This window comes from Halomonas sp. EF61 (assembly GCF_040147045.1).
GTDB lineage: Bacteria > Pseudomonadota > Gammaproteobacteria > Pseudomonadales > Halomonadaceae > Halomonas > Halomonas litopenaei.
In genome coordinates this window covers 459,995-485,449 of sequence record NZ_JAMSHM010000003.1, presented here as the reverse complement: position 1 = coordinate 485,449, position 25,455 = coordinate 459,995, and the positions used below count along the sequence as shown (strand labels likewise).

The window sequence follows — 25,455 nt, the reverse complement described above, 5'->3', positions numbered from 1 at the left end:
GATGTCCTTGTTTCCTTGCGTGACAAAACGACGAAGCCGGCCCGACGGGGCCGGCCAGGAGAGGCGCCTCAAGCGTCCTCGCCTTCCTCCGCCTCGTCGCCCGGCTGCTGCTGCGCGGCAGCCAGGGCCTGCTGGTAGGACATTTCCACGTCCTTCACATTGGCCTGATCGAGCAAAGCGTCGACGGCCTTTTCTTCCAGCAGTGCAGACTTGACCTGGGTCTTCATCTGCTCGTTGCCCATATAGTACTCGACGACCTGCTCGGGCTCCTGATACTGCTGTGCAAGCTCCTCGACCTTTGCCTTGATCTCGTCGTCGGAAGCATCCAGCTCGTTGACCTTGATCACCTCAGCCAGCAGCAGACCGACCTGCACGCGGCTCTTGGCCTGTTCGGTAAACAGCTCGTTGGGCAACTGGCTGACGTCGAAGTCCTCGCCCAGACCAAACTGCTGCGCCGCCTGACGCTTGAGGCCATCGACCTCCTGCTGGACCAGCGACTCGGGAACGGGGATCTCGTTGGCCTGCTTGAGGGCCTCGAGCACCTGCTGCTTGACGCGATTCTCGACCGCCTGGTCAGCCTCACGGCTCATGTTCTTCTTGACCTCGGCGCGGAACGCCTCGACGTCACCACCTTCGACACCGAATTTCTCGATGAATTCCGCATCGACTTCCGGCAGCGCCTGACCCTTGACCGCATTGACCTTGACCTTGAAGGTCGCTTCCTGGCCGGCCAGCTGCTCTGCCTGGTAGTCCTCGGGGAAGGTCACGCTGATGACCTTGTCCTCACCCGCCTTGGCACCTTCGAGCTGATCCTCGAAGCCCGGGATGAAGCTGCCGGAACCCAGCACCAGATCGTGGCTCTCGGCACTGCCGCCTTCGAACGGCTCGTCACCCAGGAAGCCCTGGAAGTCGATATTGACCTGATCGCCCTGCTCTGCAGCACGCTCAACCTCTTCCCAGGCAGCGTTCTGCTTGCGCAGCGTCTCGATCATCTCGTCGACGTCGGCATCGGTCACTTCAACCACCGGACGCTCGACCTCGGCGCCTTCAATGGTCGCCAGCTCGAACTCAGGATAGACCTCGAGGGTGGCCGTGAACTCCAGGTCCTTGCCGGTCTCGTTGACGGTGGCTTCGATCTGCGGGTAGCCGGCCGGATTGAGCTTCTCATCGGTAATGGCGCGAACATAGCGCTCACGCATGACCTCGCCCACCACCTCGTTGCGCACATCAGCACCATAGCGCTGGCGGATGACCGACATCGGCACCTTGCCCTTGCGGAAACCGTCGAGACGAACGTTCTTGGCGGCATCCTTGAGACGGGCGGCGACGGCCTCGTCGATCTCGGCGGCCGGCACCTGGACGTTGATGCGGCGTTCGATCTGGGAGGTCGTATCGACGGAAACTTGCATGAATAATCCTCTACCGACTGGGGGCGTACTGAAAAATTGAAAACGTCAAAGGGGAGATTCTAAGAATCCCGCCGGGCACTGGCAAGCGCCAACGCCCACAACATGGGGCCTGGCATGTCTTTTACAAGGGGCTATCGGAAAATTCGTGGCCACCGAATGACGACACGACCGCCGACGAGGGCGAAACACAGGCACGACAAAACGCCGGACAAGCAACTTGGCCTGCCAGCTTCAGATTCGACAACGACTTGTTCAAGAAAGAAACTCGGGGAAGGAATCAGGTTGATGGGGTGGATGATGGGGATCGAACCCACGACCACCGGAGCCACAATCCGGGGCTCTACCACTGAGCTACATCCACCACAACCTGTCAGCTACCGAACACACGCTCGGGCTTGACCACACTTGCATCGCCTGAATGGGGTGGATGATGGGGATCGAACCCACGACCACCGGAGCCACAATCCGGGGCTCTACCACTGAGCTACATCCACCATATCAGGACAACACCGCTACAACCTTTGCCCGAGCCTGTCAAAAGCAGCTACCAGCAAACTTCACTGGCGCGCCCAGCAGGACTCGAACCTGCAACCTACGGCTTAGAAGGCCGTTGCTCTATCCGGTTGAGCTATAGGCGCATTCTACAGAACCGAACTCTTCACCACAACCCGCTTTTCGAGAAAAACTTCTTCTCCAACAAGCTGTTGTGGTCGGGGTGGAGGGATTCGAACCCCCGACATCCTGCTCCCAAAGCAGGCGCGCTACCAGACTGCGCTACACCCCGCCGGCCAGCCGCTCGGCCATGCAAACCGCCGAAGCAGTCTCTGCAAGCGCTGCGTATTCTACGGAACTTTCCCGCCAAGTCAACAGGCTACCGAGACATTCCTGTTGTCATTCGGGCTCAAGCTTTGCCTGGATGGCGGAGCGTGCGAAAATCCGTGGCCGCCAATTTCATCCAGCACACCCACTTCTGACCGAGGGAACCCCATGACCGCCCAGCTCATCGATGGCAAGTCCATTGCCGCCACAGTACGCCAGCAGGTCGCCCGTCAGGTACAGGCGCGGATCGATGCCGGAGAACGCATCCCGGGGCTTGCTGTGGTGCTGGTCGGTGAAGACCCCGCCTCCCACGTCTATGTACGCAACAAGCATCGCGCCTGCGAGCAGGCGGGTATTTCATCTGTTCAACACGCCCTGCCCGCTTCCACTTCACAGGCAGAGCTCGAAGCCCTGGTCGACCAGCTCAACGCCGACGCATCCATCGATGGCATTCTGGTTCAACTTCCGCTGCCCGACCACCTGGACGCTCGCCCTATCCTCGAGCGCATTCTGCCAAGCAAGGACGTGGACGGCTTCCATCCCTACAACCTGGGACGGCTGGCCCAACGTCTGCCGCTGCTGCGCCCCTGCACCCCCAAGGGCGTGATGACGCTGCTGCATCACTCGGGTCTGGCGGTGCGAGGCCTCGACGCCACGGTGGTCGGTGCCTCCAATATCGTAGGACGGCCGATGGCACTGGAATTGATGCTGGCGGGCTGCACGACCACCGTCTGCCACCGCTTTACCCGTGACCTCGAGGCCCAGGTGCGCAAGGCGGAACTGCTGGTGGTTGCGGTCGGAAAACCAGGACTGGTGAAAGGCGAATGGGTACGTGACGGCGCGATCGTCATCGATGTGGGCATCAATCGACAGGAAGATGGACGCCTGGTGGGCGACGTCGACTTCGACGAGGCCGCCCGACGTGCAGGTCACATCACACCGGTCCCGGGTGGTGTTGGCCCGATGACGGTAGCCAGCCTGCTGGAAAACACCTTGATGGCCGCCGACATTCATGACGGCCAGCATCGCGAAACTCCAGACGCCTGAACCTGCACTTGCGACATCCATGCGTGATGGACTCAATTGACGTAGCATCGCGCCCATCCAACACCGGATCACGGAGACACTCCATGAGCGACAAGAAGATGAATGTCGAGAGCTTCAACCTCGACCACACCAAGGTTCGCGCCCCCTATGTACGTCTGGCAGATATCAAGACCGGCGCCAACGGCGATCGCATCCACAAGTATGACTTGCGGATTTGCCAGCCCAACAAGGAGCACATGGAGATGCCTGCCCTGCACTCCCTGGAGCACCTGATGGCCGAGCTGTCGCGCAACCACTCGGACAAGGTTGTCGATATCAGCCCCATGGGCTGCCAGACCGGCTTCTATATCGCCATGATCAACCACGACGACTACGACGACGTGCTGGCACTGATCGAGGGTACGCTCAACGACGTGCTGTCAGCGACCGAAGTTCCTGCCTGCAACGAAATGCAGTGTGGCTGGGCCGCATCCCACAGCCTGGAAGGCGCCCAGGAGCTGGCAAAAGGCCTGCTGGCCAAGCGTGACGAGTGGCACCAGGTCTTCGCCTGAGCCGAGGCTTCACCTCAAGAGGAATAGCATGAAACGCATTGGCATCATCGGAGCCATGGCGCAGGAAGTCGCCCAACTGGCGGCCCAGCTGGAAGACGTCAGGACCCGCACCCACGTCGGCTCCACCTTCTACATCGGCCGCCTGCATGGGGTCGAGGTCGTACTGCTGCAATCCGGGATCGGCAAGGTCAACGCCGCCATCGGGGCGACTCTGCTGCTGGACAACTACCAGCCCGAGGCGATCATCAACACGGGTTCCGCAGGCGGGTTCGGCGAAGGACTGTCGATCGGCGACGTGGTAGTGTCCAGCGAGGTGCGCCACCACGATGTCGACGCGGTGGTATTCGGCTACGAACATGGCCAGGTGCCCAACATGCCGGCGGCCTATCTCCCGGATGAACGCCTGGTTCGGGTGGCACGGGACTGCGTCGAAGGCATGGCTGAGGTCAAGGTGGTCGAGGGCCTGATCGCGACCGGCGACGTCTTCATGGCGTGCCCCGATCTTGTCTCGCGCACCCGCACCCGCTTTCCCACCATGCTGGCGGCAGAAATGGAGGCGGCCGCGATTGCCCAGACCTGCCATCTCTACGGTTGCCCCTTCGTGGTGATTCGCGCCTTGTCCGATATCGCCGGGCAAGGTGACAACCACCTGTCCTTCGAAGAATTCCTCGAGCAGGCGGCGGATCACTCCAGCCGCATGGTGACGGCAATGGTGCAACGACTGGCGTCACCGCAACCTGCCGTTGACCGACAGCAGCCGGCCTGACATTCCTGTCTCGCCAGAAAGCACTGCCGTCATCCTGCCAGCACGCCCGGCTATAGCCGGGCGCGCTGGCACTCGCTCACTCGATATCCGACTGTGAGCTCTCCAGCAACTTGACCAGAAAGTCGTCACTGCTTCCGTCCATGGACACCCCCGTCAGAGTCACCTGAACATCCGCATTGCTGCCGTCCTGCAAGAGCCCTCCATCGAGCTTTACGTGGACCACGGTGTCGTCGCCATCTGCGATGGCCAGGACCTTTTCACCACCTTCCAGATCATCGATGTCTTCGAGCAACTCTCTTAGATCCAGCATGTTGCCCGAGGCATCGACCGCAGTGGCGTGGGAGATGTCAGCGCTGGAAGCGGGCTCTCCCAGGTTCCAGGCCAGCTCATCCTCTTCCGCCAACAGCGGTAGCGCGGCTGCTCGAGTTGCCCCTCCCATCGCAGCCATGAAGCTCTCCGGATCGATGCCGGTGATGGTTGGCGTATCGTCATTGATCACCACCTCAAGCGTCCCGCTCGCTGTCGAGCCGTCCTTGTCGGTAATGGTGTAGCCCAACTCGAGCGCCAGATCATTTTCCTGGCCGCCCTCCGGGTGGTCCACATCCTTGCTCAGGTAGACCACCACATCACCGGTTTCGGCATCCGCCAGATTAATGGTCAAGACGCGCTCGCCATCAGCATCATTGCCCATCACGGTATAGCCGTCTGAACTCACCACAAACTCGACTGGAGAGTCTCGGCTGGTCAACTCAGGCAGCCCGTCGAGGTCCCAGCGGAAAGCACCCTGCTCGGCAGCTCCATCAGCCCCATAATCAAACCCGAGGTTGGCGCTCGCGCTGTCACTGGAGCTCTCCAGATCCCCTTCCCCACCCGCATTGCCCGTGGGCAACCCATCTTCGTTGACGGCGACGGATACCGACTCAGTGGAGGGATCCCCGTCCGAGTCTGGCGTTGCGGGTCCAGCGCCGTCCGTGATCACAACCTTTATGCTGCTCCTGGCTGAATCGCCCTCACTATCGATACCTTCGATCGTGAACTCCAGACAGGGATCCTGCGACTGGTCAAGTCCCTCCTTTGCCGTGAAACTCCAGGTACCGTCCGGTGCAACCACCAGGGTACCAGTGCCGGTGGCTATCTCCTCTCCCAGCGCAAAGGCATCGGTGACGCCGGGTATTCTTATCACGACGTTGCCCTCGTCTGCGCCGACTCCGCCGCTCCAGCTTCCTCCTTGAGTACCGCTCTCGACCATGCTTGCCGCATCATCATCGACAGTGGCTTCGATGACAGGACGATCATCGTCGACGGTCAGCACCAGGCTGCCCTTGGCCGTGTCGCCGTCGCCGTCGGTGACCTCGTAGCCCAGCGTCAGCACGATGTCGTCTTCGGTGGTCGGGTCCGAGTGATCCAGTCCCTGATGCAGCTCGGCTTCGTACTCGCCGTTGGCCGGGTCGGTCACCGTGACCGTCAGCACCGGCTCACCGGATTCGTCCACCCCGCTCAGGGTCAGGCCGTCGTCGGATACCGTCCAGCTGATCATCTCACCCTGGCTGGTCAGGATCGGCAGACCGTCGGCGGTCCAGCTGAAGGCGCCACTGGCCGCAGGGCCATCATCGCCGAAGTCGTAGTCGAGACAGCCGGTGATCACCACCTCGGTGCCCGGGGCGTCGCCGGGTCCGCCGGCGATCCCCTTGGGCAGGCCGTCCTCGTCGAGCAGACCCTGGGGCGTCAGCGTCGCCGGATCGCCGTCACTGTCCGGCGTGGTCGGGGTGTCATCGGTGGCTGGCGGATAGCTCGCGGTGGTGCTGTCGCCATCACCATCGGTGATGGTGATCTCGAAACCCGGCACCTTGGCGGGCGAGCCGTCGCCCGGCTCATCAGGGGTAAAGGTCCAGGTATTGTCCGGCTTGACCACCAGGGTGCCGCCATCGGTGTCGATCGGCGTGTCCAGCGGGTATTCGGTGTCATCACCGGGCAGGGTCACCACAATCTCGGCCTGCTCGTCACCACCGCCGTCCTGGACCCAGGTACCGCTCAGACTGCCGTCTTCGTTGGGTGCCTCGGGGCCCTCGATGGTCACCGTGGGCATATCATCGTCCACGGTCAGCACCAGGCTGCCCTTGGCCGTGTCGCCGTCGCCGTCGGTGACCTCGTAGCCCAGCGTCAGCACGATGTCGTCCTCGGTGGTCGGGTCCGAGTGATCCAGCCCCTGATGCAGCTCGGCTTCGTACTCGCCGTTGGCCGGGTCGGTCACCGTGACCGTCAGCACCGGCTCACCGGATTCGTCCACCCCGCTCAGGGTCAGGCCGTCGTCGGATACCGTCCAGCTGACCGTCTCGCCCTGACTGGTGACCGACGGCAGTCCATCGGTAGTCCAGCTGAAGGCGCCGCTGGCCGCAGGGCCATCATCGCCGAAGTCGTAGTCGAGACAGCCGGTGATCACCACCTCGGTGCCCGGGGCGTCGCCGGGTCCGCCAGCGATCCCCTTGGGCAGGCCGTCCTCGTCGAGCAGGCCCTGGGGCGTCAGCGTCGCCGGATCGCCGTCACTATCCGGCGTGGTCGGGGTGTCATCGGTGGCTGGCGGATAGCTCGCGGTGGTGCTGTCGCCATCACCGTCGGTGATGGTGATCTCGAAACCCGGCACCTTGGCGGGCGAGCCGTCGCCCGGCTCATCAGGGGTAAAGGTCCAGGTATTGTCCGGCTTGACCACCAGGGTGCCGCCATCGGTGTCGATCGGCGTGTCCAGCGGGTATTCGGTGTCATCACCGGGCAGGGTCACCACAATCTCGGCCTGCTCGTCACCACCGCCGTCCTGGACCCAGGTACCGCTCAGACTGCCGTCTTCGTTGGGTGCCTCGGGGCCCTCGATGGTCACCGTCGGCATATCATCGTCCACGGTCAGCACCAGGCTGCCCTTGGCCGTGTCGCCGTCGCCGTCGGTGACCTCGTAGCCCAGCGTCAGCACGATGTCGTCCTCGGTGGTCGGGTCCGAGTGATCCAGCCCTTGATGCAGCTCGGCTTCGTACTCGCCGTTGGCCGGGTCGGTCACCGTGACCGTCAGCACCGGCTCACCGGATTCGTCCACCCCGCTCAGGGTCAGGCCGTCGTCGGATACCGTCCAGCTGACCGTCTCGCCCTGACTGGTGACCGACGGCAGTCCATCGGTAGTCCAGCTGAAGGCGCCGCTGGCCGCAGGGCCATCATCGCCGAAGTCGTAGTCGAGACAGCCGGTGATCACCACCTCGGTGCCCGGGGCGTCGCCGGGTCCGCCAGCGATCCCCTTGGGCAGGCCGTCCTCGTCGAGCAGGCCCTGGGGCGTCAGCGTCGCCGGATCGCCGTCACTATCCGGCGTGGTCGGGGTGTCATCGGTGGCTGGCGGATAGCTCGCGGTGGTGCTGTCGCCATCACCGTCGGTGATGGTGATCTCGAAACCCGGCACCTTGGCGGGCGAGCCGTCGCCCGGCTCATCAGGGGTAAAGGTCCAGGTATTGTCCGGCTTGACCACCAGGGTGCCGCCATCGGTGTCGATCGGCGTGTCCAGCGGGTATTCGGTGTCATCACCGGGCAGGGTCACCACAATCTCGGCCTGCTCGTCACCACCGCCGTCCTGGACCCAGGTACCGCTCAGACTGCCGTCTTCGTTGGGTGCCTCGGGGCCCTCGATGGTCACCGTCGGCATATCATCGTCCACGGTCAGCACCAGGCTGCCCTTGGCCGTGTCGCCGTCGCCGTCGGTGACCTCGTAGCCCAGCGTCAGCACGATGTCGTCCTCGGTGGTCGGGTCCGAGTGATCCAGTCCCTGATGCAGCTCGGCTTCGTACTCGCCGTTGGCCGGGTCGGTCACCGTGACCGTCAGCACCGGCTCACCGGATTCGTCCACCCCGCTCAGGGTCAGGCCGTCGTCGGATACCGTCCAGCTGATCATCTCACCCTGGCTGGTCAGCACCGGCAGACCCTCGGTGGTCCAGCTGAAGGCGCCACTGGCCGCAGGGCCATCATCGCCGAAGTCGTAGTCGAGACAGCCGGTGATCACCACCTCGGTGCCCGGGGCGTCGCCGGGTCCGCCGGCGATCCCCTTGGGCAGGCCGTCCTCGTCGAGCAGACCCTGGGGCGTCAGCGTCGCCGGATCGCCGTCACTGTCCGGCGTGGTCGGGGTGTCATCGGGGGCTGGCGGATAGCTCGCGGTGGTGCTGTCGCCATCACCATCGGTGATGGTGATCTCGAAACCCGGCACCTTGGCGGGCGAGCCGTCGCCCGGCTCATCAGGGGTAAAGGTCCAGGTATTGTCCGGCTTGACCACCAGGGTGCCGCCATCGGTGTCAATCGGCGTGTCCAGCGGGTATTTGGTGTCATCGCCGGGCAGGGTCACCACAATCTCGGCCTGCTCGTCACCACCGCCATCCTGGACCCAGGTGCCGCTCAGACTGCCGTCCTCGTTGCGTGCCTCGGGGCCCTCGATGGTCACCGTCGGCATATCATCGTCCACGGTCAGCACCAGGCTGCCCTTGGCCGTGTCGCCGTCACCGTCGGTGACCTCGTAGCCCAGCGTCAGCACGATGTCGTCTTCGGTGGTCGGGTCCGAGTGATCCAATCCCTGGTGCAGCTCGGCTTCGTACTCGCCGCTGGCCGGGTCGGTCACCGTGACCGTCAGCACCGGCTCACCGGATTCGTCCACCCCGCTCAGGGTCAGGCCGTCGTCGGATACCGTCCAGCTGATCATCTCACCCTGGCTGGTCAGGATCGGCAGACCCTCGGTGGTCCAGCTGAAGGCGCCGCTGGCCGCAGGGCCATCATCGCCGAAGTCGTAGTCGAGACAGCCGGTGATCACCACCTCGGTGCCCGGGGCGTCGCCGGGTCCGCCGGCGATCCCCTTGGGCAGGCCGTCCTCGTCGAGCAGGCCCTGGGGCGTCAGCGTCGCCGGATCGCCGTCACTGTCCGGCGTGGTCGGGATGTCATCGGGGGCGCCCGCCAGACGGTCGTCTTGCAGATCTCCATCATGACTATTGGCTCCCCCCGCCCGGGGTAGCACCTCATCGGGGGGCAGCGGGCCGAACTGATACTTGAGTGGCGTAATTTCTTCCACAATCCTCAGAAGTCGAACGAATTCATGCCCTTCGTTACCATCACCCACGCCTCCCGGAGAACCGGACTGGGGAAAAATATCTGCATCGTTCGAACCACCTCCATCAAGCGCCTGCAGAAGATGATCGAGCCTTTCCCCTTCGAGTGGCTCGCCCGACTGAAAATCACTCCCATCCCCCTGACCAAAGGGTATGCTCAACTTCTGATTTGCATCGACGAGGAGCAACTCCCCCTCTTTTCCCCAATCTATTCGAGCCATTCCCGTCGGCCCTGTTACCAGAACACACCCTTCCTCAAGGCGATCCCCTACCTCGGCTACCGTCAGGTTTCCATCGGCGTCTTTAATCCAAACGTCCCCGGAAACGGCGACAATTACGGCATCTTCCATGATACTTTCCCTTTACCTGACATGTTTGCATCCATACAACACAAAATATGTAAGGCAAGGGGTCACACACACTGTACTCAAGGACAATCTTTACATAAAAAGAGAAAAAACCATCGAATCAGCAAAACAAAATACAACCATCATTCCAAAAAAACCCACCATTGGGTGATACTGCCTACGACCTTCGCTATCGGCACTCGTCGCATCCATTACCGGTAGCCATCGGAAACCGAGCTTGGCAAGAGTGTTTACCTTTCAAATAGCGCACATAAAAAAGGCCCGGCATCGCCAGGCCCATTTGCAAGAATGTGACTTCAGTCGACAATCAATTGCCCATCATCAATCATCTGCTGCAGTACCTGCTCACCACTTCCAGCAGCCCTGAGACCACCCAGCTCGATGGTCAGGTCAGCGTTGTTCCCGGACGCGTCGATTCCGCCATCGGTCTTGATCTTCAGAAGGATATCCTCGCCTTCGTCGACAGCCACCAGATAGCTGGACAGGTCCGACGCAGCGCCATCGATCAACAGACCGCTCAGATCGAGCTTGTCAGCTTGATCGGTGGTTCCGAGAGTGAAGTCCTCTATACGATCAACAGAAGGCGCCTCGGCGTCTGCTGCATCCCATACAAATTGATCACTATCTAGGCCTCCCCACAGCACATCATCCCCTTCACCACCCACGAGCACATCCTGCCCTGCCCCGCCTATCAGGACATCATCGCCCTCTTCACCATATAGCTCATCGATACCACCGTCCTGGCGCTCCAGATTCATCAGTGAATCTACGTTGGCCAGAACATACGCCTTGACTTCATCAGCCGTTGGCGCTGTGCCATTGCCAAAATCGGGAGACCACTTCAGAAACTCATAGAGGCCTTCATAGCCTAGACCATTGTGCTCTCCCGATGAAAACTCCTCCCCGGAATCGCCATTAACCCACTCGAGATCATCGGAGTTGACCGTGTCTCCGAATACAAGATCATCCCCCGCCCCTGCAAATACCTGGTCACTGCCCAAGGGTTCTAGATCCGAGGTACTTGACCCCGTATCAAGAGCAAGATTCAGATCTTCCTCGGTGTTGACCACGTTGATCTCACCGGCACTACCTGTGTAGGTATTGCCGTCTTCCAACACCGTCTCGACGTCACTCGCCAGGATGTCGGTATTGTCAAAATGGCGAATGTAGTCGACCAGACTATCTTCCCCTATGCCGATCCCGTGGACCGAATCGGCCACTTCCAACAGCGCTTCGAAGGACGCCACCGACTCCTCCACCGCCGCAAGAGAACCGGGCTCCAGCGGATCCGGGATCACCAGCTTGCCATCCTCATCCAGCCAGATTGTCGGTAGCCCGTCGGTGACAAAGACCGCCGTCGACTCGAAGCTGTTGATGTCCGCCATGCGGGTAAGGAATTCACTGCTGGCAACGAAGCCTGCATCGAAGTTGGTGGACCCTTTGGCTTCCATACCGAGGATATAGGCCCTGGCCGCAGCCAGGTCAGCACTACTGAAGTCTTCGAACACGACAGGATTTCGCGCTACGCCATCGAAATCGATCAGCTGGAGGTTCAAGGTACCTTCGAAGTCTGCCAGGGTCTCGAGCTGTCGCAACATCGCCGCCTTGAGCAGTTCAAGGCGGGTATAGTTACCCGTTCCATCCGGCCTGGCGGTATCGACCTCCGCATTCATGCTGACCGACGAGTCGAGGATGAAAGAGAGGTTATAGTTGCCCGCAGGGTCGATGATAATCGTTGCTCCGCCCTTGTCCGCAATGACAACGTCGTCGCCCCCACCCGTGGTGATAGCATTGTTGGCATTGTTGCTGACCACGAATTCGCCCGGGCCTGCCAGAACCAGGGAAAGGTCACCCGGCGCCTTGTCACCATCGCCATCAGCAGCCTCGAGTGGCAGCAGCACCTCTGCGTCTCCTGGAGCAGCACCACTGACGATGCCGACGCTGCCAAGGCCAAAGGGTTCACCGTTCCCGCCTTCGATGATGATGGCCTGGATGCCCTCGGCGCTGTTGATGACAAAGGACCAGCCATCCTGCAAGCCTTCGACCCTGAGATCCCCATCGATGACATCGATCTGCACTTCCGAGGTCACATCTACGCCCCGTTGATCGAGAATGCGCAGGTCCCCGGCCGACAGCGGCAGAGGCGCGTCTTCCCCCTGCTGCGACGAGTAGGCCCGGGCGCTGAGCACAAGGGTGGCTCGCGCATTATCAGCGCCAGCGATCTCGACACTCTGGCGAAACTCGCCGACGCGCACGTGAGAGTCCCACGACACCACACCGCCGGTTTCCTCGGCCCCCGCGACCATATCGACACGCAGCTGGTCTCCATCCTCAATCAGACCCGGACCGACAGTGAGCGTCCCTCCGGCAGTCGCAACGCCGGCCACCGCAGAGAACACCAGCTGCACATCTAGATCGCTCTCGGAGACATCCAGCACACCCTGGGTCGCGCTCTCCGAAATGGCGGTCGCCACGATGTCACCATCAAGCCGAGTGAAGACAGACAGCTCACCTTCCTCGACGACCAGACGGGCCTGATTGCCCGATTCATCCAGCACCACGCTGAAGCCTGCCTGCCCGGTCGCCGTTACCGCATCCAGCTCGACCCCATTGTCGGCCAGCCTCCAGGACAGTGGTCCGCCATCCAACATGATGACGTTGCCATTGACGTCTTCCACCGGCGCCCCATCCAGCGCACCGTCGAAGCGGATAGGCGCCCCTTGCCCATCCGCGCCGTACCCGCCCGGCAGCACCAGATCACCAGTGCTGCCATTTTCAAGCAGTAAAGCTTCCGAGACGATGCCCTCCGGCGCATCATCATCGATGCGAATGTCGAGCTGGCCAGCTGCCTCGCTACCGTCAACATCGGAAACGGTATAGCCGACCGACATGGCCAGATCGTCCTCGGTGGAATTTTCCGGATGGTCGAGCGGACGCAGCAGGCTAACCTCGAAGGCGCCGCTGGCAAGGTCTGTCAGCGTGATGCGCAGCGCCTCGTCGCCCGCTGCCGTGGCCGCCACCAGGCTCAGGCCATCATCCGACACGGCGTAACTCAGCGTCTCACCGTTGGAGCTCAACGCAGGCAGGCCCGCCAGTGACCAGGCGAAGGCACCGCTGGCTGCCGGCCCGTCATCGCCGAAGTCGTAGCCGAGCACACCGGTGATCACCGTGGCCTCACCAGCGACATCGCCATCACCGCCGGGGTTGCCGCCATCCAGGCCGTCCTCGTCGAGCACCACCTCGGCAGGCGCCGCATCCGGATCGCCTCCGTCGGTGGGCGTGGTGGGACCCGAGGCGTCCAGGATCTCGCCACTGATATCCAGTTCGACGACGTCACCATCATCATCGGTCACGCGAAGCACGACATCGACGTTCTGCGGCGTACCGTTGTCGAGCCCGCTGGCTGCCGTAAAGGACCAGCTGCCGTCGCCTCTCAGGGTCAGGTCGCCCTGCGCCAGGGTCAACGTGGTCTGCTCGTCACTGCCAGGCAGACTGGTGAAGCTCAGGGGCGCCCCATTGATCAGTACGTCGATGACGGAGAGTCCATCCGCGCCGGGGCTCAGAGACCAGGTGCCTTCGACGGTGGCGCCCTCGACCACCTGGATAACGCCTGAGCTGGCGTTGGCGTCGATCAGGGTGTCCCCCGTGGTCACAGACGCCACCGGGGTATCATCATCGATGCGAATGTCGAGCTGGCCGGATGCCTCGCTACCGTCAATATCGGCAACGGTATAGCCGACCGACATGGCCAGATCATCCTCGGTCGAATTTTCCGGATGGTCGAGCGGACGCAGCAGGCTCACCTCGAAGGCGCCGCTGGCAAGGTCTGTCAGTGTGATACGCAGCGCCTCTTCGCCCGCTGCCGTGGCCGCCACCAGGCTCAGGCCATCACCCGACAGGGCGTAACTCAGCGCCTCACCGTTGGAGCTCAACGCCGGCAGGCCCGCCAGGGACCAGGCGAAGGCGCCGCTGGCTGCCGGCCCGTCGTCGCCGAAGTCGTAGCCGAGCACACCGGTGATCACCGTGGCCTCACCAGCGACATCGCCATCACCGCCGAGGTTGCCGCCATCCAGGCCGTCCTCATCGAGCACTACCTCGGCAGGCGCCGCATCCGGATCGCCTCCGTCGGTGGGCGTGGTGGGACCCGATGCGTCCAGGATCTCGCCACTGATATCCAGTTCGACGACGTCACCGTCACCATCTGTCACGCGAAGCACGACATCGACGCTCTGCGGCGTACCGTTGTCGAGCCCGCTGGCTGCCGTAAAGGACCAGCTACCGTCGCCTCTCAGGGTCAGGTCGCCCTGCGCCAGGGTCAACGTGGTCTGCTCGTCACTGCCAGGCAGACTGGAAAAGCTCAGGGGCGCCCCATTGATCAGCACGTCGATGACGGACAGTCCATCCGCGCCGGGGCTCAGAGACCAGTTGCCTTCGACGGTGGCGCCCTCGGCCACCTGGATAACACCTGAGCTGGCGTTGGCGTCGATCAGGGTGTTCCCCATGGTCACCGACGCCACCGGGGTATCATCGTCGATGCGAATGTCGAGCTGGCCGGATGCCTCGCTACCGTCAATATCGGCGACGGTATAGCCGACCGACATGGCCAGTTCGTCCTCGGTGGAATTTTCCGGATGGTCGAGCGGACGCAGCAGGCTCACCTCGAAGGCACCGCTGGCAAGGTCTGTCAGGGTGATGCGCAGCGCCTCGTCGCCCGCTGCCGTGGCCGCCACCAGGCTCAGGCCATCCCCCGACAGGGCGAAATTCAGCACCTCACCGCTGGAGCTCAACGCCGGCAGGCCCGCCAGTGACCAGGCGAAGGCACCGCTGGCTGCCGGCCCGTCATCGCCGAAGTCGTAGCCGAGCACACCCGTGATCACCGTGGCCTCACCAGCGACATCGCCATCACCGCCGGGGTTGCCGCCATCCAGGCCGTCCTCGTCGAGCACCACCTCGGCAGGCGCCGCATCCGGATCGCCTCCGTCGGTGGGCGTGGTCGGGACTGTTGCGTCGAAGATCTCGATACGCTGGAGAGCATCGGTTTGATCACCGTCCCCGTCGGTCTGTACCAGACTGAACTCCACCGACGGAAATGTGCCCTGATCGAGTCCGACGGCAGCGGTGAACGACCAACTTCCATCTGCCTCCACGATCAACCGTCCTTCCTCGAGCACGATCTCCTGTCCCAGCGCAAAGGACTCATCGATGCCAGCGACCGACACAACGAGGCTAGCGACACCATCGGCACCATCGACGGCGCTCCAGCTCCCCTCGATGGTATTGCCTTCCCCCACCTCGGCGGGACCGCCCAGCTCGATGCCGGGAACGTCGTCGAGAATCAGCACATCCAGGCTGGCAGTGCGGCCGTCACCATCGACATCCGTCACCGTCACTTCGATCTGCTCCAGGAAGCCGCCATCGGTGGCCCCCTGCGTCTCGTCATTGTCGACGGCACTGGTCAACTCAAAGTGGTAAAGCACGGTCCCGCCAGTGGCATCACCCTGAAAACCATCCAGCCAGAGGATGCCATGGGGCGTATCGAGGGACCTGGGAGTCCCCTCCAGGGCCTGAAGGTCCGCCAGCGTCAAGGAGAGCGTCCCTCCCAACGTCAGCGTGCCTAGGCCGTCGGGAGTGTCGAAGTTGAAGCTGCTGGACTGCTGCAAGGCGTCTGTTGACGGCTGACTTCCCTGGGCCAGTCCCGACTCACGCACCACCAGCTCAGCGCCTTCCAGCCCCCCCGGAAGATCACCGCCTTCAGGGGCGATACCGGAGCCATCTGGACCACCTTCCAGCCCACCAAGGCTGACATCGTTGTCCTCTCCCTCTTCGCCTTCCTCCTCGCCGGGGTTGTCACCATCGACGATATCCCCCAGGAATAGCCGGGGTTCCTGACCATCGGCCGAGTCCAGGCCGTACTCGAAAGCGAGTGGAGAAACCTGCTCGAGAATACGCAAAAGACGGACGAAAGAATGCCCATTGTCGTTGCCGGGGCCAGCACCGGGACCCGCGTCAGGGTCCTCGAACACATCGAAGAGGTCCCGGCCCGATTCCAGCACTTCGAGCACCTCATCCAACTGCTCGTCTTCCAGCAGTGAAGCCTGAATCAACTCGGCCGGTGCATTCTGCGCAAGAAGCAACTCATCGGACGGAAGCGATTGGGCGTCGCCTTGACCCATCGGCATATCCATTATCTCGCCTGATTCGAGCACCAGGGGTACCTGTCCGGAACTTGACGAGACAACCACCCGCCCATCATCTCCGGCGACAAGACGCTGCCCTGGCTGCAGCACGTCGCCGGGCCTGGCCACCCGATGTTCGCCTGCCTGGTCGACAATCCACACACTTCCTGCGGTAGCAATGATATTCATGGGTTTAGCCCCGTGTTTTCTGCTTATTGGGTTTCCACAGAAAATAGGGACGGCCCCGTGCGGGCGATACTGTCTAGTAGGTCAAGTGGGAGAGTTCCCCATCGGAACAACCCACAAAAGCACAGTTAAGAAGTGTTTATTGCAAAATATAAAGATAATCTCTTACTTCAACCAACGACTTTCCAAGACCGGAAAGTAACGGCACTATTCCAGGGCTCTATTTCCGGAGAAGGTGCAGAGACCGAGACGCCTGCACTGGACGACATCAGATCAACCGTTCTACCACAGAAAAAGGGGGCAGAAAGCCCCCTTCAAACTGTCGCGCTGTATTGACCACTTCTTTCTCCGTCAACGCTCCCTGGAGAGGCGCAGGATCAACTGCATCCGATCCTTGACCCCCAACTTGCGGAAGACTGCCCCGAGATGGGCCTTGACGGTTCGCTCGGTAATACCGAGTTCTCGTGCCACCAGCTTGTTGCTTTGGCCCTCCGCGACAGCCAGCGCAACATCCTTCTCGCGCTCGGTCAAACCTTCCAGCATGTCGTGGTGCACGGCAGGCGCTCCTCCCATGGCCTTGAAGACGCCGCCCACCAGGCTGTCCATCAACTCGGGCCAGAGCCAGATACCCCGGTGCCTCACCACGACATCGACCTGACGTAGCACTTCGGGGGTCGAAAGTGCGTGGACATAGCCCCTGGCGCCAGCGGTGAAGGCTTGGTATGCCTCTGCTGAATGCGGATTGAAGGACAGCACCGACACCAGCACTCCCTTGCTGGTCAAACGCGTGCACAATCCCGTCCAGTCGCCGGCTTCAACCACCACCCAGGCGAGATCCCCCTTGACGGCGTGGTCGATGACGCTGTGCGGAGCAACCACCTCCAGATCACTGAATGCGTCGTCCCACCGCGGCACCTCGCTACTTCCTTGATAGACCAGGTATCGGGTCATCACCGCTCTCCCATCGCGTTACCCCAGGCACGCAGCACCGGTTTCAGCAGGAACTGCATCACTGTTCGCTTGCCGGTCAGGATATCAACCTGAGCGGTCATGCCCGGAATGACATCCACCGCTTCGGCTTCCGCGCTGTCGTCGGTTCGCACACGAACCCGATAGTAGGTGTTGCCCTCTTCATCGGTGGTGGTGTCTGCACTGATGTGCTCCAACTGAGCATCCAGCCCGCCATAGATGGAGAAGTCATAAGCCGTCAACTTGATGGTCGCAGGCAGGCCCGGGCGTAGAAACGCGATGTCCTGCGGCGCGATCTTGGCCTCGACCACCAGGGCGTCGTCGGTCGGTACGATATCGACCACCTCCTGACCGGGTTGCGCCACCCCGCCGATCGTATTGATCGCCAGACGCTGAACGACACCATCGACCGGCGAGCGGATCTCGGAGAGACGCACCCGGTCCTGAAGCCCCTCGCTGGACTCGTCCAGGGCCGACAGTTCACCCAGGGTCGCCGACAGCTCCTGACGCCACTCATTGCGTGCCTTCGCATCGACCTCGCGAAGCTCGCCCAGCGCCTCCTGAATCGCCGACTCCAGCCGCGACACCTGAGCCGTCGCTTGATTGCGCTCACCACTCGCCCTGGAGACCTCACGCTGCAAGCGCAGCACTTCGACCTCGGAGACCGCGCCACTGGACAGCAGAGGGCGCGTCATGTTGAGTTCCTGGCTAGCGAGATTCAGCTCACGACTGGCTGCGTTGCGACGCGCAGTTGCCTCGTTGAGCTCTGCCCGACGCTGCTCCAGTCGTTCCTGCAATATCTGCTTCTGCTCTTCCAGCGTTTCCAGACTGCTGTGATACAGCTCGCGCTCGCGGGAGACGATATTCGGCGCCTGCTCGATCAATGCCTCCGATGGAGAGAAGTCCGATCCGGTCGCCAACGCCCTCAACCGCTCGGCCTTGGCCTGAAGGGTTTCCGCCTTCGCCCGGTTCTCGTTGAAATTCGACAGAAAACGCGTCGGGTCGATGCGCATCAGCAGATCACCAGTGGAAACGAAGTCACCTTCGCTGACGCGAATCTCCTGAACCACGCCTCCATCGAAGCTTTGCACCCGCTGAAGCTGGCTGGAGGGTATGACCCTGCCGCTGCCGCGTGTCACCTCATCGATCGGCGCAAAGCAGGCCCAGACGATCACGCAGATGATCGCTACCACGACCATGTACAGCATCAGCCTGGCGCGCAGCGGATCCTGCTGCATTCGCGCCCAGTCAGCATCACTCGCCCAGTCTCTGTTGAGATGGGATGCGCTGACACGGCGCGCAAACAACCGGTCGATAAAGGGACGGAAGACTTTGCCACCTTTACGTGATACGCGACCGACGCCTTCGAATCCCTTCTGTTCAGCACTCTTGCTGGACATCAGCTGGCCCTCCCGATCTGGCCTTTGCGCAGCGCATCCATGACGCTGTCACGCTCACCATCTGCGACCACCTTGCCGGAGTCGATGACCACGATACGATCCACCAGCGACAGCAGGGACGTGCGGTGAGTCACCACCACCATCGTCTTGCCGCCAGCGTAGTCCTTGAGGTTGCGCTTGAGGGCCTCCTCGCTGGCATGGTCCATGGCGCTGGTCGGCTCATCCAGCAACAAGATCGCCGGATCGTGCACGATGGCACGCGCGATCGCTACCGCCTGCTTCTGACCGCCCGAGAGCATCTGTCCGCCTTCGCCTACCTGCAGTTCGACGCCCTGAGGGTGCGTGCTGACGAGTCCATCGAGTCCACTGATTCGGATGGCCTTGAGCAGCAGATCGTCATCCACCCCTTCGCTGCCGGCACCGGCAATGATGTTGTCCTTCAATGAGCCATAAAACAGGCGAACGTCCTGAGGCACATAGCCGATATGTCGCCTCAACTGCAGGGGGTCGAACTGACGAATGTCCACATCGTCGATCAGCACCGCTCCCGACGTTGGCTGGTACAGACCGAGCAACAACTTCTGCAACGTGGTCTTGCCACAGCCAACTCGTCCCAGCAGTGCCACCTTCTGGCCTGGTGCTATCGACAGAGAGACGTCGCGGAGACTGTCATTCTCGGCCTGGGGGTAGCGGAAGGTGACCTTGTCAAACTTCACCAGTCCCTTGACGGCGGGACGATCGATGTAGCTCTTTTCCTCTCGCTCCACCGGCATGTCCATCACTCGATCAAGAGACTCCAGGGCCGTGGCGGATTGATGGTACTGAGCCAGAAGTGCGGCGGCCTGGCTGACCGGTGCCAGCGCACGAGACGACAGCATGTAGGCAGCGATCAGCCCGCCCTGGGAAAGATTGCCGTCGATGATTAGATAGACGCCGATAAGAATGACGCAGATACCGACGGTGTTCTGGGTCCACTGGGCGATACTGGTGACCGAGGTTCCGAGGAACTTCAACTGGGCCCCGGTGCGCGAGAGAAAGGCGCTGGCCTGCTCCCATTGCCCCTGAACTCGGCTCTCGCCCCGCAGCGTCTTGACCGTCTCGAGCTGGGAGACCGATTCCACCAGGGTGGCGTTACGCTGCGCCCCTACCTTCAGGGTGGTTTCCGACAAGTCGTGCAGTTTTCCCTGGGCACCGAGGGCGTAGAGCAAGATAAACAGCACGCCAACCACGATAGGAATCACCAGCGCGGGACCTATCAGGCCAATGATGGCGATGAACATCAGAACGAACGGCAGGTCCACCATGGCGATCACGGTGGCGGAGCCGATAAAGCTCCGAACCGACTCGAAGGATTGCAGCATCGAGACAAAGGAACCGGTCGAGGCAGGCTTGGCCTCCATCCGCATCCCCATGACACGAGACATGATACGCGAAGAGAGCTTGACGTCAGCACGACTGGCCGCAAGATCGACAAAGCTTGAACGCATCAACCTTAGCGTCAAGTCGAATGCCAGGACGATCAGGGCGCCGATGGACAGGACCCACAGCGTCTCGGTGGCGTGATTCGGCACCACGCGGTCATAGACATTGAGAACGAACAGGGGCATCGCCAGAGCGAAGATATTGATGGCGACGGAGCCCAGTATAACGTCACGATAAAGGCGTCTGTTTTCCTTGATCACGCTCCAGAACCAATGCCCAGAGCGCTTCTCGTTGACATCCTTTGACCGGGCGTCGAAACGGAACCGCGGACGCGTATAGATCGCTGTCCCGCTGTAACGTTCATGAAGCTCGTCCAGGGAGATTTCTACCGACGCTTGCCCCAATTCCGGGTAAATCACCTGCGCGGTACGCGCCTTGACGTCGATATCCAGCAAGGCGCAGGCGCGCCCCGGCTCCAGCAACAGCACGACAGGAAATAGCGCAGGGTTCAACTGAACGAGGCGACTCTTGACGAGTCGCGCCGTCAGCCCGGCACGTTCCGACGCCCGGGGAAATATCCCTGGCGTCAGTGCGCCATCTTCCAGCGGCAGGCCCGCAGTCAGGGAATCCGCACTGACATCATGCTCGTGATAGTGAGCAATCGACAGCAGCACTTCCAGCAATTCATCCTTGACCGGGCCTCTGTCTTCATCCTGCTCCTGCGTTTCAGGTGTTGTAAATTCTGCTTCGTCCGCAACTCGTGAATCGTCCACGTAAACCTCTCTGTCGGCCGATGGCTGTACCAGAACGTCCTTTCCGTGCGACCCGGCCTGTCATCCCTGCTGTCGTCACGGCTCCCTTTGCTGCAATGCAAGGACCAGAACGTGGCAGTTGCATTCACATCCCGGGAAATGGCGCCCCCACTAGAGGAGGGCGCTATCCTCCACTGAGCTTCTAGCCCTCCAGGCTGCGGCGATCCTGCCCTCGCGCCCAGGCAAGCGACACACTGTCATCACCGGCGGAACCCGGCAATGCCCCCATGTCCAGATTCTCGCCGCTGCGTTCAAGTGTGATCTCCACTCGACGGTTCTGGCGACGACCTTCGACGGTGTCATTGGACTGAACAGGCCGATGCGAGCCATAGCCCCGGGTTTCAATCAGTGAAGCATTGACGCCCTGGCTGACCAGGTACTGCCCCACCGCTGCCGCTCGATTACGCGACAGTGGATCGTTGATGGCATCGGTACCGGAGATGTCCGCATGGCCAGCGATGAACACCCGGACCAGGTCGTTGCGACCACGGATACGGTCTGCCAACGCACTCAGCTCCTGCTTGGCGCTCGCGCTCAGCACGTAGCTGTTGATCTCGAACAGAGCGTCCGCAGGCATGACGACGTCCGGAGCCCGTGTGGAGCCGGTGAGTTCCTCGATGCTGTAGGACCGGGGGCCTACCGCCGGACAGACGATATCCGGCGTGATCGACACACCGTTGCTGTCCAGCTCGGCGAGGGTCGGCAGCCCATCCTTGCGCACCTCCAGCACCTCCAGCAGGCTACCCGTGGCACGCAGGGTGCGCGCGTCGGCCAGAGCGACGTCATACTGCGCGTTCACATAGGCACGACTCGCCTCGAAGTACTCATTCTCGATATCCAACAGGTCGAGCAGCGAACGCTGACCGATATCGAACTGCTGCTTGTAGGCTCCGCGCACGCGATCGGTCGTCTGACGGTGCTCGTTCAGGTATTCCAGCTGGTCGCGCAGACGACGGGTGTCGTTGTAGGCGATGGTGGTGGTCTGACGGATGTCGACGCATGCCTTGTCACGCAGATTGACCGCCTGCTCGACGCGATCACTGGCGGCGCGGAACGACGCCAGGTCGCTGCCGCCGCGATACAGATTGAGGCTACCTACCAGCTCGATGCTGTGACGGTCTTCATGATCATTGTCGGAGATGAAGTCACCGTCGGTATCACTGCCCTTGTAGGTACCACTGCGGCCCACCAGGTCAAGCCTGGGATGGAAGGGCGACTTGGTGCCTTCACGCTCGGCGCGGGCGGCCTCGATGTTCTCGATGGCGGCATGGAAGTCCGGGTTACCCTCGTAGGCAAACTGCAATGCCTGGGCCACGTCGGTGGGCAGTTGCTCGGCGAAGGTCGGCGCTGGCGCCAGAGCTTCCGGCGGCAGTTCACCCACCAGGCGCTGGAAGCGCGCAGAGACATCGTGCAGATTGGACGCTTCGGTGATCAGATTCGACTCAGCCAGCGCCAGACGACCGCTGATCTGCTCCAGGTCCACGCGACGACCGGCACCCGCCAGCGCGCGGGCCTCGATCTGCTGATAGACCTCCAGATGCTTCTGATAGTTGTCCTGGGCCAGGCCCACCAGGCGACGGTAGCGCTGAACATCAAGATAGGCATTAGTTGCGTCCAACGCCGCGTCCTGACTCGCCCCCAGCAGCTCGTAGTAGCGTACCAGTTCTGCCCGGCTCAGACGCTCGACCTCGCTGGCGGTAGCGAAGCCGTCATAGATCATCTGGTTCAGCGTCACCTCGACATAGTCGGTGTCGTAGCTGCCCTGTTGATCGTTCTGACGATCCTCGAGACCAACGCCTGCATTGACGTCAATCTGAGGCAGATAGCCTCCAAAGGCCACCCGCTCATCGTGGCCCGCCGCCTGGAAGCCGTTCCAGGCCGCCAGCACCTCAGGATTGGTATTGATGGTCTGCTCCACGACGTCACGCAGGGTCGCCGCCCCCGGCGATGTCGTGCCAGGCGGCAATGCCTGCGCGTCCTGGGCCATGACTCCTGACCCCATCAGCATTGACGTAGAGGCCAATGCGATGGCACTTACCAGCGGCCGCACCATGGAAGAGCGAGCTTCTCGGCAGATCGTTTTCATTCGTGTTCCCTTAATTATCAATGGCCGCAGCCAGTACAGTTGAATCTAGTACCAACGAACTAGCCCAACAACCCCGGATTCTGCAGGACCAGCCGTGCTGCTTCGGCGCTACCATTCTCATCATCCCCAGGATGGGCGAGCAGTTTCCCTGTAGCGCCGATTGTCGAGCGCTTCCCCAACGCTGCTAATATCCCATCCAACTACAACTACAATACTCTCACACTTGAACACATTCGGTAACATCTCGTCATTCAGTGCCATCCTGATCTGGCAAGGCACCACTTGACAGAGCCATCAACATCGTTCTACGGCAAACCTGTCCCGTAGCGGTCCACAAACATGCTATCGTAACCCCTTGGATCAAGCGCCTAGCCAAGGAGTCACCGATGGCCTCATCCGAAATTCAAAAAACCCGTGTCATCAACGAATTGACCGGCTTTATCAAGAAGTTGCTACAGGACCCCAAGGTCCTGGAGACCTCTCTCGAGATCGCCCGCCGTCATCTGGAAAGTGGAAGCGATAGTGGCGTCATGGCCGACATTGCCAACGAAATCTCGGACACCACCAGCATTCACATCCCTGACAGCGCCGAGGAGCACTCCGAAGCCGATCGGCTCTTCCTGGAGCTGCTCAAAGAGGTCGTTCAGGAAGAAAAAGCGCTGTACTGACGGACTTTTTTCTCCTTCCTCCTTCCCCCGCCGATCGCCCAACCTGCCGTCGGCGGAATCTTGAAGATCTCAATCAAACTTGATCTAGATCAACGTTACTATTCTTACATCGTAGTCCCGGCTTTCACACCATGGAATATCGTCTTTCCCTTTCTGCCGACATCGCCACCAAGTCCGCCTCGGTGAGACGTCACATGGGTCGCTGCCTGGCCACCAATCTGCGCAATGCACTCAGGCGCCAGGAGCCCAAGACCAAGGTCGTTGCCCAATGGGACCATCTGGTCGTAAGACTTCCGCGAGACCTGCCTGGCAAGGATCGTCAGGCACTTGAAGCGAGCATGACCCGGATACCGGGCGTTCAGCGCGTGGCCAGGACCCGCAACAGGCCGCTTGGGGACTGGCGTAGCAGCATCGAACAACTGGCACGCGAACGAGCGGTGGAGCTCGAAGGCAAGCGCTTCAAGGTCAAGGTCAAGCGCAAGGGGCAACACGACTTCGGCTCGGTGGAGGTGGAACGCGCCTTGGGCGCAGCGCTGCTCGCCCATGCTGCTGATGCCAGGGTCGACCTGAGCACCCCGGAGGTAGTGGTGCCACTGCGCATCGATGGCGACACCTTGATCGAGGAAGTCGACCTTGGGCCGGGCCTCGGTGGCTTTCCACTGGGCACCCAGGGAGAGGCACTGGTACTGATGTCCGGGGGTTATGACTCTCCGGTGGCGGCCTATCGGATGCTCAGGCGCGGCATCAAGTGTCAGTTTGTCCTCTTTCGTCTTGGCGGACAGGAACAGGAAGGCGCGGTCAAGGCGCTGACCCGAGACCTGTGGCAACGATACAGCGCCTCCCATAAGGCCAACTTCATCACCGTTCCCTTCGAGGAAGTGGTCGAGACACTGCGTCGCGAGGTACCTGATGGCCTGGTGTCGCTGGTGCTCAAGCGCTTGATGATCGAGGCCGCCGCAAGAGTCGCGCAACGCGCGCGCATCCCCGCCCTGGTGACAGGAGAGGCGATCGCCCAGGTATCGAGCCAGACACTGACCAATCTCGGCCTGATCGACCGCGCCAGCCACCTGCCGGTGCTGCGACCGCTGCTGACCGATGACAAGCAGACCATCATCGATGAGGCCCACCGGATCGCTACCGCTGAGGCGTCGGGCCGTATGCCCGAGTACTGCGGCGGGATGTCCAGCCGCCCCAGGGTCAAGGCGTCGCTGAAGGAACTTCAGGTGGCAGAGGCCGCGCTACCGGCCGACCTGCTGGATCGCGCCCTGGCCAGCGCCACTCGCCAGCCTGTCGATGCGCCAGTATCCGAAGGTGTCAGCGCACCCTCCCAGGAGCCCCTGGCAGAAGTCTCCTTTGGAGGGCTCCACGACTTCGCCCGAACGGCGACCCGGGTCATCGATGTGCGGCCCCCGGACGACGTCGAGCGCCGTCCGCTTGGGCCACTCGCCTGCCCCGTCGATCATATTCCCTTCTATGAACTGGCGACCCGCAGCGATGCGCTTGATCCCGACACCCGCTATCTCCTCTATTGTGACCAGGGTGTCATGAGCCGCCTCCAGGCGCTGCACCTCAAGGACCGAGGCCTTGAGCATGTCGGCCTGCTGGTGGCGTCCTCCTGACAATGCACCGTCTGCGCAACGGCTTTTTCATGGCTGCGTC

Annotated in this window: 13 protein-coding genes and 4 tRNA genes; 6 read left to right on the top strand and 11 right to left on the bottom strand. The window is 61.8% G+C overall.

Annotation, left to right across the window (positions count from 1 at the left end):
• Nucleotides 1–68: 68 nt before the first annotated feature.
• The 5 genes from tig to NFI08_RS17035 form a co-directional block, all read right to left on the bottom strand.
• Nucleotides 69–1,409 (bottom strand): trigger factor, encoded by a 1,341-nt coding sequence (gene tig, locus NFI08_RS17055; protein ID WP_045993753.1) that lies wholly within the window; start codon nucleotides 1,407–1,409, stop codon nucleotides 69–71.
• Nucleotides 1,410–1,695: 286 nt separating this feature from the next.
• Nucleotides 1,696–1,770, bottom strand: a tRNA-His gene (locus tag NFI08_RS17050).
• A 58-nt stretch (nucleotides 1,771–1,828) separates the two neighbouring features.
• Nucleotides 1,829–1,903, bottom strand: a tRNA-His gene (locus NFI08_RS17045).
• A gap of 67 nt (nucleotides 1,904–1,970) precedes the next feature.
• A tRNA-Arg gene (locus tag NFI08_RS17040) sits at nucleotides 1,971–2,047 on the bottom strand.
• A gap of 69 nt (nucleotides 2,048–2,116) precedes the next feature.
• A tRNA-Pro gene (locus NFI08_RS17035) sits at nucleotides 2,117–2,193 on the bottom strand.
• 203 nt (nucleotides 2,194–2,396) lie between these two features.
• Here NFI08_RS17035 and folD point away from each other — a divergent pair.
• From folD to mtnN, 3 genes are all read left to right on the top strand, one after another.
• The gene (gene folD, locus NFI08_RS17030) at nucleotides 2,397–3,275 is read left to right on the top strand and encodes a bifunctional methylenetetrahydrofolate dehydrogenase/methenyltetrahydrofolate cyclohydrolase FolD (protein ID WP_349590936.1); all 879 of its coding nucleotides are present in this window, start codon (nucleotides 2,397–2,399) and stop codon (nucleotides 3,273–3,275) included.
• An 83-nt stretch (nucleotides 3,276–3,358) separates the two neighbouring features.
• Nucleotides 3,359–3,826 carry an S-ribosylhomocysteine lyase gene (locus NFI08_RS17025; RefSeq protein ID WP_108133369.1) on the top strand — a complete coding sequence of 156 codons (468 nt, stop codon included), beginning with the start codon at nucleotides 3,359–3,361 and terminating at the stop codon, nucleotides 3,824–3,826.
• Nucleotides 3,827–3,854: 28 nt separating this feature from the next.
• Nucleotides 3,855–4,592: a 5'-methylthioadenosine/S-adenosylhomocysteine nucleosidase gene (gene mtnN / locus NFI08_RS17020; protein ID WP_289105313.1), complete on the top strand. Its 738-nt coding sequence runs from the start codon at nucleotides 3,855–3,857 to the stop codon at nucleotides 4,590–4,592.
• Between the two features lie 76 nt (nucleotides 4,593–4,668).
• Here mtnN and NFI08_RS17015 read toward each other — a convergent pair whose 3' ends face one another.
• Nucleotides 4,669–9,672, bottom strand: a complete 5,004-nt coding sequence (locus NFI08_RS17015; protein ID WP_349590932.1) for a DUF5801 repeats-in-toxin domain-containing protein — start codon at nucleotides 9,670–9,672, stop codon at nucleotides 4,669–4,671.
• 24 nt (nucleotides 9,673–9,696) lie between these two features.
• Here NFI08_RS17015 and NFI08_RS17010 point away from each other — a divergent pair, with 24 nt between their 5' ends.
• Complete coding sequence (locus NFI08_RS17010; RefSeq protein WP_162816499.1) at nucleotides 9,697–10,278, top strand: hypothetical protein; 582 nt, start codon at nucleotides 9,697–9,699, stop codon at nucleotides 10,276–10,278.
• Nucleotides 10,279–10,373: 95 nt separating this feature from the next.
• Here the strand turns inward: NFI08_RS17010 and NFI08_RS17005 are convergent, their stop codons facing one another.
• From NFI08_RS17005 to NFI08_RS16985, 5 genes are all read right to left on the bottom strand, one after another.
• Entirely contained in the window at nucleotides 10,374–16,442 is a 6,069-nt protein-coding gene (locus NFI08_RS17005; protein ID WP_349590929.1) for a retention module-containing protein, read from the bottom strand.
• 348 nt (nucleotides 16,443–16,790) lie between these two features.
• Nucleotides 16,791–17,390, bottom strand: a complete 600-nt coding sequence (locus tag NFI08_RS17000; RefSeq protein ID WP_349590926.1) for a response regulator transcription factor — start codon at nucleotides 17,388–17,390, stop codon at nucleotides 16,791–16,793.
• Nucleotides 17,390–18,808, bottom strand: a complete 1,419-nt coding sequence (locus NFI08_RS16995) for an HlyD family type I secretion periplasmic adaptor subunit (RefSeq protein ID WP_349590923.1) — start codon at nucleotides 18,806–18,808, stop codon at nucleotides 17,390–17,392. Before NFI08_RS16995 ends, NFI08_RS17000 begins: the two co-directional genes overlap by 1 nt.
• The gene (locus NFI08_RS16990) at nucleotides 18,808–20,913 is read right to left on the bottom strand and encodes a type I secretion system permease/ATPase (protein WP_349591295.1); all 2,106 of its coding nucleotides are present in this window, start codon (nucleotides 20,911–20,913) and stop codon (nucleotides 18,808–18,810) included. The genes NFI08_RS16995 and NFI08_RS16990 overlap by 1 nt, the downstream gene beginning before the upstream one ends.
• Nucleotides 20,914–21,184: 271 nt before the next feature.
• The gene (locus NFI08_RS16985) at nucleotides 21,185–23,029 is read right to left on the bottom strand and encodes a TolC family outer membrane protein (protein ID WP_240184261.1); all 1,845 of its coding nucleotides are present in this window, start codon (nucleotides 23,027–23,029) and stop codon (nucleotides 21,185–21,187) included.
• Nucleotides 23,030–23,514: 485 nt separating this feature from the next.
• Here NFI08_RS16985 and NFI08_RS16980 point away from each other — a divergent pair, with 485 nt between their 5' ends.
• Nucleotides 23,515–23,796, top strand: coding sequence for a hypothetical protein (locus NFI08_RS16980; protein ID WP_045994775.1), 282 nt, complete (start codon nucleotides 23,515–23,517; stop codon nucleotides 23,794–23,796).
• A gap of 131 nt (nucleotides 23,797–23,927) precedes the next feature.
• Complete coding sequence (thiI, locus tag NFI08_RS16975) at nucleotides 23,928–25,415, top strand: tRNA uracil 4-sulfurtransferase ThiI (protein ID WP_349590918.1); 1,488 nt, start codon at nucleotides 23,928–23,930, stop codon at nucleotides 25,413–25,415.
• Nucleotides 25,416–25,455: the final 40 nt, after the last annotated feature.